The sequence below is a fragment of the Falsiroseomonas sp. RANM36 genome (assembly GCF_056682175.1).
Genome location: NZ_JBWXTD010000003.1, coordinates 1,164,442 through 1,177,553 on the forward strand (window position 1 = coordinate 1,164,442; position 13,112 = coordinate 1,177,553).

Consider the following 13,112-nt stretch of genomic DNA (forward strand, 5'->3'; position numbering starts at 1 on the left):
GCGTGGCCGGGCGCGCGGGCGAGGGGCCGCGCGCGGCCCGCCGATTCGCGGGCGCCGACCGTCGCGGTCAGCGCGGCGACCGTGGCGGGGTCGATCTCGATCCGTTCGAAGCCGGCAAGGCCGGCGAAGATCGTCGCCGAGAGATTGCCGCCACCGTCCGTCAGGCGCAGCAGGTCATCCTTGCCGCCGCCGCCATCCAGGCGGTCGGCCGCGGTGAGCTGGGCGAAGGCCATCTCCACCGTGTCGTTGCCGGCGCCGCCCTCGACCGTGTCGGCGCCCGTGCCGGGGGTGATGAGGTCGTCGCCGCCGCCGCCGACAAACCAGTCATCGCCGGCATCGCCGCTCATCACCAGCGACTTGGACGCCACCTCGGTGCCGATGACCGTGTCGCCGCCCAGCAGGCCGAAGACGTAGAAGGCGGGGAAGGCGGTGTCGCTCACCATCGCGTCGTTCAGCGTGACCGCCGCGCCGCTCGCCGCGGTGATCTGCAGCCGCTCGATGCCGCGGACATTGGCGAAGGCGTCGGAGGTCAGGGTGATGCCGGCGGTGATGCGCAGCAGGTCGGAGAAATTTCCGCCGCCGCCCTGCACCGTGTCGGTCGCGACGAGCCGGTTGGCGCCCGCGACGACGAAGATGTCCACCTCGGTGGCGCTGCCGATCAGGCTGTCGGCCGGGGATGAGGTCAGCGCGAAATTTGCCATGATGTCCGTCCTCTCCCTGTCTTGTCCCGGCGTGTCTATTGTCCGTGCTTATGCACCCTGGAACAACCCAGTCCCGAGATGAGCGCAGCATCTGCGGCCGCGACCGGGCGGCGCCGCGTGGGTGAGGCCTCCGCCCTGGCGATGACGCTGGCGCGCACCGGCGCGCCGCGGATCGCCTCCTTCATCGTCACCATCTGGGGCGATGCGGTGACGCCGCGCGGCGGCTCGCTGTGGCTCGGCAGCCTGCAGGCGATCCTGGACCGGTTCGGCTGCTCCCCCGGCCAGGTGCGCACGGCCATGTCGCGGCTGACCGAGGAAGGCTGGCTGGCGCGCAACCGCGTGGGGCGGAATTCCTTCTATCGCCTCGGACCGCGGGGGGAGCAGGTTTTCGCCGCCGCGGCGGCGCGCATCTACGCCGCCGGCCCGCCGGACTGGGATGGCCGCTTCCGGCTGGTCCTGCTGGCCGATGCCGCGATGCGGGAGGCCTTGCAGGCGCGCGGCTTCGGCAGCCTGCCGGGGGGTGCGATGATCGGCGTGGCGGGCGATGTGGCCGGATTGCCGAAGGGCGTGCCGGTGATCGCCGGGGCGGTGCGCGACCAGGCGGAGGCGCGGCTGCTGGTCGCCCGCGCCTGGCCGCTGGAGGCGCTGGGCGTGGGGTATCGTCGCTTCCTCGACGCCTTCGAACCGCTGCGCGGCGCGCGCGTGACACCGGATGAGGCGCTGCCGCTGCGCCTGCTGCTGGTGCATGAGTGGCGGCGCCTGGTGCTGCGCGACCCGCTGCTGCCGTCGGCCCTGCTGCCGGAGGATTGGGCGGGCGGGCAGGCGCGCGACCTGGCTGCCGCGCTCTACCGCCTTCTGGCCCCGGATGCCGAGGCCTGGCTGGACGCGGAAGGCCGGAACGAGGCGGGCCCGCTGCCGCCCTCCGCCGCGGGGGACCGGTTCACCCGCTGACACGTTACGAAATTCACTTGCGGCGCCATCGAAATGTGACATATCTTCCGCCGCCCAGGGTGGAGGAAGCGGCCGCATGTACACGCAGGCGCTCAACCAGAAGGACAGCGGCCCCCAGGTCGCGGAGGATCCCGAACGCCTCGCCCGCTTCGAGGCGCGCGTGGCGGCGGAGGACAAGGTCGAGCCGAATGACTGGATGCCGGAGGCCTATCGCCGCACCCTGACGCGGCAGATCAGCCAGCACGCGCATTCCGAGATCGTCGGCATGCTGCCCGAGGGCAACTGGATCACCCGCGCGCCGAGCCTGCGCCGCAAGGCCGCGCTGCTGGCGAAGGTTCAGGACGAGGGCGGGCACGGGCTGTATCTCTACGCCGCCGCGGAGACGCTCGGCACCAGCCGCGAGGAGCTCGTGGAGCAGCTACTGAGCGGCCGCGCGAAATACAGCTCGATCTTCAACTACCCCACGCTGACCTGGGCCGATATCGGCGCGATCGGCTGGCTGGTGGATGGCGCGGCGATCATGAACCAGATCCCGCTGTGCCGGACGAGCTTCGGCCCCTATGCCCGCGCGATGATCCGCATTTGCAAGGAGGAGAGTTTCCACCAGCGCCAGGGCTACGAGATCATGCTCACGCTCTGCCGCGGCACGGCGGAGCAGAAGGCGATGGCGCAGGATGCGCTGAACCGCTGGTGGTGGCCCTCGCTGATGATGTTCGGGCCGCCGGATGCGCAGAGCTCCCACACCGACCAGTCCATGCGCTGGAAGATCAAGCGCTTCACCAACGACGCGCTGCGCCAGCAATTCGTGGATGCGACGGTGCCGCAGGGCCACTACCTCGGCCTGACCTTCCCCGATCCGACGCTGCGCTTCGACGAAGCGACGCAGCACTGGGAATTCGGCGAGATCGACTGGGAAGAGTTCCGGCAGGTGCTGGCCGGCAACGGTCCCTGCAACCGGGAACGGCTGGAAGCGCGCCGCAAGGCGCATGAGGAAGGCGCCTGGGTGCGAGAGGCGGCGCTGGCGCATGCGGCGAAGCGGAAGGCGCGCCGTGCCGCACAGCGCATGGCGGCGGAGTGAGCGACATGACCGAGCAGAAGATGCCGATCTGGGAGGTCTTCATCCGCGCCCGCGCGGGGCTGGCGCATCGCCATGCCGGCAGCGTGCACGCGCCCGACGCCGAGATGGCGCTGCAGGCCGCGCGCGACACCTACACGCGGCGCGGCGAGGGGCTGTCCATCTGGGTCGTGCCGAGCGCGGCGATCACCGCGAGCGATCCCGGCGACAAGGACAGCCTGTTCGAGCCGACCGCCGACAAGATCTACCGCCACCCGACATTCTACGAAGTGCCCGAGGAAGTGGGGCATATGTGATGACGACGATCGCCGTCACCGAGACGCCCCTGCTGCACGCGATCCTCGCCCGCGCGGACGACGTGCTGGTGCATGCGCATCGCCTGTCCGAATGGTGCGGCCATGCGCCGATGCTGGAGGAGGACCTGGCGCTCGCGAATGTCGCGCTCGACCTGCTCGGTCAGGCGCGCAGCCTCTATCAGTACGCGGCGGAGATCGAGGGGCTTGGGCGTTCCGAGGACGACCTCGCCTATCTCCGCGATGCGCCGGCCTTCCGCAACCTGCTGATGCTGGAGCAGCCGAAGGGCGACTTCGCCTTCACCATCGCGCGGCTGTTCCTGCATTCCGCATTCCTGCATCCCTGGTGGCAGGCGGCGATGCGCAGCACCGATGCGACGCTCGCCGCCATCGCGGCGAAGGCGGAGAAGGAGGTTGCCTATCACCTCCGGCACAGCGGCGAGTGGCTGATCCGCCTCGGCGACGGGACGGAGGAAAGCCACGCCCGCGCGGCCGATGCGATGGACCGCCTGTGGCGCTTCACCGGCGAGTTTTTCGTGCGTGCCGAGGACGAGGTTGAGCTGATCGAAGCCGGCGTGCTGCCCGATCCCGTTTCGATCCGCCCGCATTGGGAGGCAACGGTGGCGCGCGTGCTGGCGGAGGCGACGCTCGATCGGCCGAAGGATGGCTGGATGCAGACCGGCGGTCGGCGCGGCGTGCACACCGAGCATCTGGGCCACATGCTGGCCGTGATGCAACACCTGCAGCGCGCCTATCCGGGGGCGACGTGGTAGCGCTGGCGCGCCTCGACCGCGAGCGCCTGCGCGCGGACGCGCTGCGGATCGCGGGCGAGGTCGCGGACCCGGAGATACCGGTGCTCTCCATCGCCGATCTCGGCGTGCTGCGCGACGTGCGCGTGACCGATGCAGGCCAGGTCGAGGTGGACATCACGCCGACCTATTCCGGCTGTCCGGCGATGACCATGATCGCGGTGAACATCGAGACGGCGCTCGCCGCGCAGGGCATCGCGGCACGGGTGAAGCTGGTGCTCTCGCCGGCCTGGACCACCGACTGGATGACGCAGCAGGGCCGCGACAAGCTGCGCGAATACGGCATCGCCCCGCCGGCGCCGAAGGCCTCCCGCCGCGCGTTGTTCGGCATGGAGGACGAGGTCGCGTGCCCGCGCTGCGGCAGCACCGAGACCCAGAAACTTTCGGAGTTCGGCTCCACCGCCTGCAAGTCGCTCTGGCGCTGCACGGCCTGCAAGGAGCCCTTCGATTACTTCAAGTGTTTGTAGCGGGACGACGCCCATGAACGCCGTGACCAGCACCCGCTTCCACCCGCTGCGCGTGGCGCGCGTGGATCGCGAAACGGCGGATGCCGTCGCCGTCACGCTGCAGCCGCCGCCGCATGCGGCCGAGCTGTTCCGCTTCACGCCGGGGCAGTACCTCACACTGCGCCGCGTCGAGGATGGCGAGGAGTTGCGGCGCAGCTATTCGATCTGCGCGGCACTCGACGAAGGCGCGCTGCGCGTCGGCATCAAGCGCGTCGCCGGCGGGCGGTTCTCCTCCTGGGCGGTGGACAACCTGAAGCCCGGCGACGTGATCGAGGCGATGCCGCCCGAGGGCCGCTTCGGCCTGATGCCCGACCCCGCCGCACCGCCGCGCACCATCCTCGGCATCGCCTGCGGCAGCGGCATCACGCCGGTGCTGTCCATCGCGGCCTCGGTGCTGGCGCGCGAGCCGAACAGCCGCGTCGTGCTGCTCTACGGCAACCGCAGCGGCGCCGACATCATGTTCCGCACCGCGCTGGAGGAGCTGAAGGACCGGCACCTGGATCGCTTCGCGGTCGTGCATGTGCTGTCGCGCGAGAAACACGAGCTGGACAGTCTGCATGGCCGTCTCGACGCCGCGCGCATCCAGGCGCTGCTGCCCGGCCTGGTGCCGCCGGGCGCGATCGCGGAAGCCTTCCTCTGTGGCCCGACGGGCCTGGCGGAAGCGGCGACGGAGGCGCTGACCGCGCTCGGCCTGCCGCGCGAGCACATCCATGCCGAGCACTTCACCCCCGCGCCCGGCAGCGCGCCGCGCAAGCCACCCGCCGTCGCGCCGGATGCGAAGCCCGCGGCGGAAGCGGACATCACCATCGACGGCGTCACGCGCCGCGTGCCCTTGGCCGAGGGCGAAACGGTGCTGGAAGCCGGCCTGCGCGCGGGGCTCGACCTGCCCTGGTCGTGCCGCGGCGGCATGTGCTGCACCTGCCGCGCGAAGGTGACGGAGGGCGCGGTGGCGATGGACACCAACTACTCGCTGCAGCCCTGGGAGCTGGAGGCGGGCTTCGTGCTGACCTGCCAGAGCCGGCCCAAAACGGGGCATCTCGTCGTGGACTACGACGCCGCGTAACGGGTCACGGCTCGGCCAGGAATTCCCGCACCGTCTCCACCGCCTGCTTCAGGCCGCAGCGCTGCACGATCACGCCGTCTGGCAGGCCCGCGAGCAGGCGCGACGGCGTGCGCGCATCCAGCATCACGAAGACGCCCTTGTCGTCGGCGCGACGGATCAGCCGCCCGAAGGCCTGGCGCAGCCGGTGGCGCGCAATGGCGTCGTCATGCGCCTTCGGCCGGCCCTCGCTCAGATGCAGCCGGCGTTCCCGGTGCAGGATGGAGGGGCGCGGCCAGGGCACGCGGTCGAAGACCAGCAGGCGCAGCGCGTTGCCGGGCACGTCCACGCCGTCGCGCATCGCGTCGGTGCCGAGCAGGCAGGAGGTTTCCTCGGCGCGAAAGACGTCCACCAGCGTGCCGTTGTCCATCGCGTCGATGTGCTGCGCGTAGAGCGGGATGCCGGCGCGGGCGAGCGGCTCGGCGATGCGCGCATGCACCTCCCGCAGGCGGCGCACCGCGGTGAACAGGCCGAGGCCGCCGCCGCCGGCGGCGAGGAACAGCGCGCGATAGGCCGCGGCGACCTGGCCGAAATCCTCGCGCGAGACGTCGTTGACGACCAGCGCACGGGTGCGCGCGCCGTAGTCGAAGGGGGAGGGCACGGCGGCGCGGATCGCGGGGGCGGCCAGGTGCAGCAGGCCGGTGCGGGCCTCCGCGCCGTGCCATGCGGCGTCGGGATCGTCGGCTTCCTCGCCGGTGTCGCGCAGCGTGGCGGAGGTGATGAGCACGCCATGCGCGGGCGCGGCGACGGTGGTGGCGAAGGGCTGCGTTGGGTCGAGGTGGTGCCGGAACATGCCCGCATCCACCTCCCGTCCCTCGCGCCGTTCCAGCGCGAACCAGTCCACGTAGTCGGGCCGCGTGCCGGGCGGGCGCGGCGGATCGGCGATGGTCGCGAGCATGGCGCCCCAGGCGGCGAGCGGCATCAGCGCGCGGCGTTCCAGGCCGCGACAGGCGGACTCGATGCGGATGCGGTCGCCGACCTCCAGCTCCTCGGCCTCATCCTCCAGCCGCGCCTGCAGGCGGTCATGCAGCGTGCGCAGCGGGGCGTGCAGCGCGGCGAAGGCGTCGCGTAGCGACGCCGCCGCTTCGGCCACGCCGGGGTTGAGCGGGTGCAGGTCGCATTCGATGCCGTAGCCGGCGTCGTCCTCCTGGGTGCGCGCGATGACCTGGCGGCGGACGGCATGCAGGAAGGATTCGGCCGTGCCGCGCGGATCGTTCTCCGCCAGGCGGCTCGGCCAGCCGGGGCCGGGCAGGGCGCGCGCGGCCTGCAACGCTTCCTCCAGCGGCATCAGCAGGTCGGGGCGGTCGCCCACGAGTTCCTCCATGCGCCGCGCCAGGCCGCGCGCGCGGGAGCGGCCGCCCTCCGCGCCGAGCAGCCAGCGTCGCAGCTCCGCCGTCTCGCCGCCGGTCAGGTCGGCGCTGAAGGCCGAGTCCGCGGCGTCGAACAGGTGGTGGCCCTCGTCGAAGACAATGCGCAGCGGCTTGCCGTCCTCGCCGCCACCCAGCGCCGCCTGCACCATCACCAGCGCATGGTTGGCGACGACCAGTGTCGCGGATTTCGCGCGGCGGATCGAATGCTCGACGAAGCACGCCTTGTAGTGCGGGCAGGCGGAGTGGATGCACTCGCCGCGCCGGTCGGCGAGCGGCCAGACGGCGTGGTGGCCGAACAGCTCGGATAGCCAGCCGGGGAAGTCGCCGCCCATCAGGTCGCCGTCGCGCGTGGCGAGCGCCCAGCGCGCGACGAGCGCGAGCGGCAGCAGCATCCCCGCGATCTGCGCCGCGCCGATCTGCTCCTCCAGGTTCAGCAGGCAGAGGTAGTTCTCGCGGCCCTTGCGGACCACCACGCGCTTCCGGCGGTCTTCCGGGTTCGGGTAGAGGCGCGCGGTCTCCTGGTCGATCTGGCGCTGCAGGTTGCGGGTGTAGGTGGAGATCCAGACGGGGGCGTGGTTGCGCTCCGCCCAGAGCGATGCGGGCGCGACATAGCCGAGCGTCTTGCCGGTGCCGGTGCCGGCCTCGGCCAGCACCAGGTTGGGCGCGCCGCGCGCCTCCCGGATCTGGAAGGCGCTGGCCGCGGCGGAGGCGTAGTCGGATTGCTGCGGCCGCTGCTCGGCGCCTTCGCCCAGAATCTCGGCCAAGCGCGTGCGGGCCTCGGCCTGGGTGATGGGCTGGTGGGCGGGGGGCGGGGGCGGCGCCTCTTCCTCCCATTCCGGCAGGCGACGCCAGACCTTCAGCGGGTCGAGCGAGGGGCGGGCATCGGGCTGGCCGAGGGCGGCGAGGACGGACTCCGCCCAGGGCCAGCGGATCTCGGCGCCGAGCTTCTGGGCCAGCATCGCGGCGTCGCGATTCAGCGGCAGGTGGCGGCCGGCGGCGAGGTGGCGCAGCAGGGCGGTGGCAAGCTCCGGCAGCAGGGCGGCGGCGGATTCATCGTCGGGGGGCGGGTCGCGGTCCAGCGCCATGGCGAGCCCGCGCGGCGTGGGGGCGGCTGGGTGGGCGGGGCGGCAGAAGGCGAAAAGCTCCAGCAGGTCGCAGGCCGGCAGGGGCGGGATGCCGAGGCGCTTCCAGGTGGCGGGGGCATGGACCAGCAGCGGCGGCGGGCCGTCCCGCAGGCGCCGGCCGAGCTCGCCGGCGGGCAGGGTAAGCAGCTCGCCATCCGTGGTCAGCAGCGCGCCACGCCCGAAGCCGGCGACCAGCGCGGGGGCCTCGGGGAGGAGAAGGCGCGGTTGCGTCGCGCCGGAGGCGCGCGGAGCGATCATTCGGGTACGGCGGCGCGGGGCGGGGGCACGGGGGCAATCTGGACCGGATGCGGGTGCGAACAAAGAGGGAAAGCTGGCGTCTCTTGCACACCGCCGCGGAGCTGGCCATCTATCTGGCCAGAAAGGAGGCCGCCGCCATGCAGGTCTCGATCTTCGATGCAAAGAACCAGCTCAGCGCCCTGGTTGCGGAGGCCGAGCGGGGTGGAGAGGTGACGATCACGCGCCGAGGGGTCGCGGTGGCGAAGCTCGTGCCGGTTTCGCCCGGCTTCGACCGCGAGAAGGCGCGGCGCACCGCGGAGGCGCTGCGACGCGCCAGCCGCGGGCTGACGCTCGGCGGCGTCGGGATCAAGGCCCTGGTGGACGAAGGCCGCGATTGAGCTTCGTTCTCGACAACTCGGTCGCGCTGGCCTGGTGCTTCGAAGACGAGCAGACGCCGGAACTGATGGCGCTGCTGGACCGCGTCACGCAAGCGGGCGCCGTCGCGCCGATGCTGTGGCCGCTGGAGGCGCAGAACGGGCTGCTGATGGCCGAGCGCCGCAAGCGCCTGGATGCGGCGAAGCGGGAGGAATTGTCGCGCCTGCTGCGCGACCTGCCGATCACGCTGGATGAGGACACGGCCCGGCAGGCCTGGACGGACGCAGCGGACCTGGCCACCCGCTTCGGGCTGTCCGTCTATGATGCGCGCTATCTGGAACTGGCCTTGCGGCGCGGGCTGCCGCTGGCGACCACCGACCGCGCCTTGCGGAGCGCGGCCGAGGCCTCCGGGGTGGGGGGGGGGGGGGGGGGGGGGCCCCGCGGGGGGGGGCCCGCCCCGGGTCACGGCCTCGTCCCCCGCGGACTTCACGCCGCCGCCCACCACCGGGCCGCCGCCGGCGACGTAGATCCAGTCGCCGATCACCACCGCGCCCATGCCGTGCCGCGGCGTCGGCATCGGGGCATGGTGCTGCCAGCTGTCGGTCTCCGGATCGTAGCTTTCGACCTGGCCATGGACCTGGCCGGTCAGGACGCGGTTGGCGAACCAGCCGCTCTCGCCGCCCATCGCGAAGAAGCGCCCGCGATAGACCACCAGGCCGTGGCCCGAGCGCGGCGTCGGCAGCGGCGCGCGCGTCTCCCACTGGTCGCGGGCCGGGTCGTACACATGGTGCAGGCCGGTGTTGTACTCGAAGGTGTTGAAGCGGCCGCCGATGATGTGGATCAGGCCGCCCGAGACCACCACGCCGGCATGGTCGCGCGCACCGGGCAGCGCCTTGCGGCGTTCCCAGCTGTCGGCCTGCGGGTCGTAGACCTCGTGCCAGCCGACCGAGGCGCGCTCGCTCTCGGGGTTCGAGGCGCCGCCGATGTGATGCAGCTTGCCGCCCACCACCGCCAGCGCGCCGGCGCCGCGCGGCCGCGGCATCGGCGCGATGCGCTCCCATCGGTCGGCGGCGATGTCATAGACGAAGGCGAGATCGTCCGCGCCACGATTCTGGTTGCTGAAGCCGCCGAAGGCATAGATCCGCCCGCCCAGCGCGGCGACCGCCACATGGTTCGCCCCGCGCGGCAGACGGGCCTTTTCTGTCCAGCTGTCGGTCGCCGGGTCGTAGACATGGTTGTAGCTGTTGTTCACGCGCTGCTCGGCATAGCCGCCGATCACCCAGAGCTTGCCCTCGGCCTCGGCGGCCCAGGCCATCTCGGTGCGGGGCAGCGGCAGCGGCGCGCGCTCCACCCAGCGCCCGGGCGGCCCGGCCGGGGCGGGGCTGTCCACGAAGCGCTGCGCATATTGCGCCGGGGTCAGCACGACGGGTCCGTCGCCGCGCAGCGGCGCAAGCCTGTCGGAGGGGATCGGCACGCCGTGATGCGGCATCGCCTGCTGCGCCGAGGCGGTCGCACCGGCCCCGAGCAGCCCGGCGGCCGCGCCGAGCATCGTCCTGCGTTGCATGATGTCCATCTTTCCCCTGTGGGCGGCGGAGCACATAGGCAACCGCCCATGGCGATGGAAGATCATGCCACGGACGAAAGAGCGGCGGCGGGCTGCCCATGCCGGCCGGCACCCGCCGCGATGCGCGTTGCCACCGACCCGGCGGGCGGTGCATAACCCGCGAATGCTTCCTTACCGCCCGTACAGCGGCCGCGCCGGCGCCGTCCCCGCAGCGGGGCCGGTCGAGCCGGCCGTCTTCACCACCGACACGCTCCCCCCCGCCCAGCGGCTGGAGGCGTGGAACGCGCAGTTCGGCGCACTGAACCGGATCGCCATGCGTGCGCCGGAGGGTGGCGCCATCTCCACGCGCACCGAGAGCTGGCTGCTCGGCGACATGCTGCTCAACATCAGCCGCACCACGCCCGCGGTGTTCAGCCGCAGCCCCGCGCATGTGCGGCGCGACGGGCTGGACCACTGGGTCGTGCGGATGATGCTGCGCGGGCGGAGCGGGATCGAGCATGGCCGGGCGCGGCACGAGATCGGCCCGGGCATGCCCGTCCTCCTGCGGCTCGATGCGCCCTGGGAAGCGCGGTGGGACGACGCCGCCTGGATCTCGGTGTGCCTGCCGCGCGATTCCCATCCCGGCCTCGCCGCGGCGCTGGCCGCCCGCGGGCCGGGCCTGGTGCGCGGCGAGGGGGCCTCGGTACTGGCCGACTACCTGATGCTGATCGACCGCCAGCTCCGCACCGCCACGCCGGCGCGCCTGGCGGTGCTGGCCAGCGGCACGCCGGGCATGCTGGCCGCCTGCCTCGCGGGCGATGCCGCCGCCGACTGCGCCGCGCCGGAGGATCTCGCCACGGCGCAGTACGAGCGGCTGCAGGCGCTGATCAGGCAGCACATGCAATCGCCGCGCTTCGGCCCTCAGCGCCTGGCCGCGCTGGCCGGCATGTCCCGCAGCGCGTTGTACCGTTTGTTCGAAAGCCGCGGCGGCGTCGCGCAGCACATCCAGGCGATGCGGCTGCGCCGCGCGCTCGCGCTGCTGTCCGATCCGGCGCTCGCCGCGACGCCGATCGCCGAGCTCGCCGAGCGGGCCGGCTTCCACGACCCGAGCGCCTTCAGCCGCGCCTTCCGAGGCGCCTATGGCACCTCGCCGCGGGAGGCGCGCCTGGCGGCGCTGACGGGGCGCGCGCCGATCCCCTCGGCGGCGCCCTGCGGGGAGGATTACGGCATGCTGCTGCGCGGCATCGGCCAGGCGCAGGGCCGCCGCCTCACCGACGCCTGAGCGCGCGGCCGAATTCGCGGAACCCCTCCACCTGCTGGCGCAGCCAGCCGCCGGTGGCGAGGCTTTCCGGCGCATTCGGATCGCCGGTGCGGGGATAGCTCTTCCGGTCGAAATCGGCGGTGCCGAAGATCCAGTCCCAGACCGGCAGCAGCACGGCATAGTTGCGCCCGTTCTCGCCGGCCGAGAGCTCGCCGTGATGAATGCGGTGGAAGCGCGGGCTGACCAGCACCCGCTCGCCCAGCCTGCCGAAATCGAGCCGCACATTGGCGTGGCTCAGGCTTTCCGCGAGCTGGCGCAGCATCACGATCAGCACGAACTGCGCCGGCGGCACGCCGATCAGCAACGCCACGGCGCCGAACCATACGGCGGCGATCGCGTCGTCCAGCAGGTGGTTGCGGTCGTCGGTCCAGAAGGTCATCTGGCGCTGCGCGTGGTGGACGCTGTGCAGCGCGTACCACCAGCCGAACATGTGCTGGAAGCGATGGCGCCAGTACTCGCCGAAATCCAGGATCACCACATAGAGCAGCAGCGCCAGCAGCGGCATCTCGCGCAGCGCGGGGAACAGCGTCTCCAGCGTCGGCGGCACGAAGCCGGTATCGGCCAGCAGCCCGTTCAGCGTGCGCTCCGCCGCCGAGAGCAGGACGAAGGCGATCAGCGGCAGCAGGCCGAGCCTGGCCAGCAGCGTGTAGAGGATGTCGGTGCGGATCGCCGCGCGGTCGCTGACCGGCTCGACCGGGCGCGCCGCTTCCAGCGGTCGGCAGACCGAATACACCAGCACCACCTGCACGATGCCGAGCAGCGCGAAATCCAGCCATTCCTGCGCCCGGTCGGCCCACATCATCAGCCCCGCCGCGTAGAGCGCCGGCTGGAGCGCGCCCTCGAACACCGCGCCGGACACATCCACCCAGAGACGGATCAGCGGATCGAGCATCAGGTCGGGATCCCCTCCGGCGGCAACGGCTCGAAGCAGAAGCCGGCGTCGATCAGGCCGGTGACCAGCGCCTCGAGGATGCCGGCGAAGGGCTCGCGGCGGCTGCGCACGCCCCAATGCATCACCAGCACCTCGCCGGCGCGGATAGCGGCGAGGTTGCGCCGGAGCAGCGCGGCGTTCGGATGCTGCGCGGCATCGAGCTCGTCGCCGAGGAAGCCGTTGCGCGTCCAGCCCTGGTGCCGCAGGCCGCATCCGGCGGCGAGCCGCAGCGCATTGGGCGTGGTGACGCCCCCCGGCGCGCGCCAGAGGGGCAGCACCTGCGCCTCGGGCACCATGCGCCGCAGCGTGTCGGTCGGGCGTGCAAGCTCCGCGCACATCGCCGCCTGGTCCAGCACCTCCTCGCCCGGCCCGCGGCGGGAGGCGTAGCGGACCCGGCCCGGCGCCGGGTCGCCCCGGAAGTACCAGTGCCGCCAGGTGTGGCTGGCGAAGACATGGCCCTCCGCCGCGCGCGCCCGCCAGAAGGGCGCCCAGGCGTCGGAGAGGGTGGTGTCGCCGCGGAAGGTCGGCTCATCGGCCACGAAGAGCGTGGCGCGGATGCCGGCGCGGCGCAGGATCAGCGCGATCTGCTCGGCCTCCCGGCTCCAGCCGGTGTCGATGGTCAGATAGACCGGCCCCTTGCAGATCGCCGGCGAGGTCGCGCGCGCCGGCGCCCCCCGCGCGGCGCGCCCGCCCCCCCGCCGCCGGCGGCGCGTACCGGCGCGGGGCGGGCGGCCGCCGGCGTGGCGCCCCCCCCCCGGCCCGCGGGCCGCCCGGCGC

General features: G+C 72.8%; 12 protein-coding genes and 2 pseudogenes. 9 read left to right on the forward strand and 5 right to left on the reverse strand.

The features are described 5' to 3' along the window. On the reverse strand, positions 1-701 hold a 701-nt coding region (locus AC1MIR_RS10465), incomplete at its 3' end, for a calcium-binding protein (protein ID WP_480028105.1). A gap of 117 nt (positions 702-818) precedes the next feature. On the opposite strand from AC1MIR_RS10465, the gene AC1MIR_RS10470 reads away from it, so the two are divergent. The 6 genes from AC1MIR_RS10470 (at position 819) to paaE (ending at position 5,398) form a co-directional block, all read left to right on the forward strand. Beyond that, positions 819-1,652, forward strand: coding sequence for a PaaX family transcriptional regulator C-terminal domain-containing protein (locus tag AC1MIR_RS10470; protein ID WP_480028106.1), 834 nt, complete (start codon positions 819-821; stop codon positions 1,650-1,652). A 76-nt stretch (positions 1,653-1,728) separates the two neighbouring features. Next, entirely contained in the window at positions 1,729-2,730 is a 1,002-nt protein-coding gene (gene paaA / locus AC1MIR_RS10475) for a 1,2-phenylacetyl-CoA epoxidase subunit PaaA (protein WP_480028107.1), read from the forward strand. Positions 2,731-2,735: 5 nt separating this feature from the next. Next, entirely contained in the window at positions 2,736-3,023 is a 288-nt protein-coding gene (gene paaB, locus AC1MIR_RS10480) for a 1,2-phenylacetyl-CoA epoxidase subunit PaaB (protein WP_480028108.1), read from the forward strand. Continuing rightward, positions 3,023-3,793: a 1,2-phenylacetyl-CoA epoxidase subunit PaaC gene (paaC, locus tag AC1MIR_RS10485; protein WP_480028109.1), complete on the forward strand. Its 771-nt coding sequence runs from the start codon at positions 3,023-3,025 to the stop codon at positions 3,791-3,793. The genes paaB and paaC overlap by 1 nt, the downstream gene beginning before the upstream one ends. After that, entirely contained in the window at positions 3,787-4,296 is a 510-nt protein-coding gene (gene paaD / locus AC1MIR_RS10490; protein WP_480028110.1) for a 1,2-phenylacetyl-CoA epoxidase subunit PaaD, read from the forward strand. Before paaC ends, paaD begins: the two co-directional genes overlap by 7 nt. A gap of 13 nt (positions 4,297-4,309) precedes the next feature. Next, positions 4,310-5,398 carry a 1,2-phenylacetyl-CoA epoxidase subunit PaaE gene (gene paaE, locus AC1MIR_RS10495; RefSeq protein WP_480028111.1) on the forward strand — a complete coding sequence of 363 codons (1,089 nt, stop codon included), beginning with the start codon at positions 4,310-4,312 and terminating at the stop codon, positions 5,396-5,398. 4 nt (positions 5,399-5,402) lie between these two features. On the opposite strand, the gene AC1MIR_RS10500 is transcribed toward paaE, so the two are convergent. Further along, positions 5,403-8,186, reverse strand: a complete 2,784-nt coding sequence (locus AC1MIR_RS10500; protein WP_480028112.1) for an ATP-dependent DNA helicase — start codon at positions 8,184-8,186, stop codon at positions 5,403-5,405. Positions 8,187-8,323: 137 nt separating this feature from the next. On the opposite strand from AC1MIR_RS10500, the gene AC1MIR_RS10505 reads away from it, so the two are divergent. Continuing rightward, complete coding sequence (locus AC1MIR_RS10505; protein WP_480028741.1) at positions 8,324-8,563, forward strand: type II toxin-antitoxin system Phd/YefM family antitoxin; 240 nt, start codon at positions 8,324-8,326, stop codon at positions 8,561-8,563. Between the two features lie 65 nt (positions 8,564-8,628). Further along, positions 8,629-8,880 (forward strand): annotated as a pseudogene (locus AC1MIR_RS10510) (type II toxin-antitoxin system VapC family toxin); the annotation flags it as partial. 183 nt (positions 8,881-9,063) lie between these two features. On the opposite strand, the pseudogene AC1MIR_RS10515 reads toward AC1MIR_RS10510, so the two are convergent. Next, positions 9,064-10,170: pseudogene (locus AC1MIR_RS10515) on the reverse strand (Kelch repeat-containing protein); the annotation flags it as partial. A 97-nt stretch (positions 10,171-10,267) separates the two neighbouring features. Here AC1MIR_RS10515 and AC1MIR_RS10520 point away from each other — a divergent pair. After that, positions 10,268-11,365: a helix-turn-helix domain-containing protein gene (locus tag AC1MIR_RS10520; protein WP_480028113.1), complete on the forward strand. Its 1,098-nt coding sequence runs from the start codon at positions 10,268-10,270 to the stop codon at positions 11,363-11,365. Here the strand turns inward: AC1MIR_RS10520 and AC1MIR_RS10525 are convergent. After that, positions 11,352-12,296 carry a sterol desaturase family protein gene (locus AC1MIR_RS10525; protein ID WP_480028114.1) on the reverse strand — a complete coding sequence of 315 codons (945 nt, stop codon included), beginning with the start codon at positions 12,294-12,296 and terminating at the stop codon, positions 11,352-11,354. The genes AC1MIR_RS10520 and AC1MIR_RS10525 overlap by 14 nt on opposite strands. Next, positions 12,296-13,112, reverse strand: an 817-nt coding sequence (locus AC1MIR_RS10530) for a polysaccharide deacetylase family protein (RefSeq protein WP_480028115.1), incomplete at its 5' end; no start/stop codon positions are given. The genes AC1MIR_RS10525 and AC1MIR_RS10530, both read right to left, overlap by 1 nt.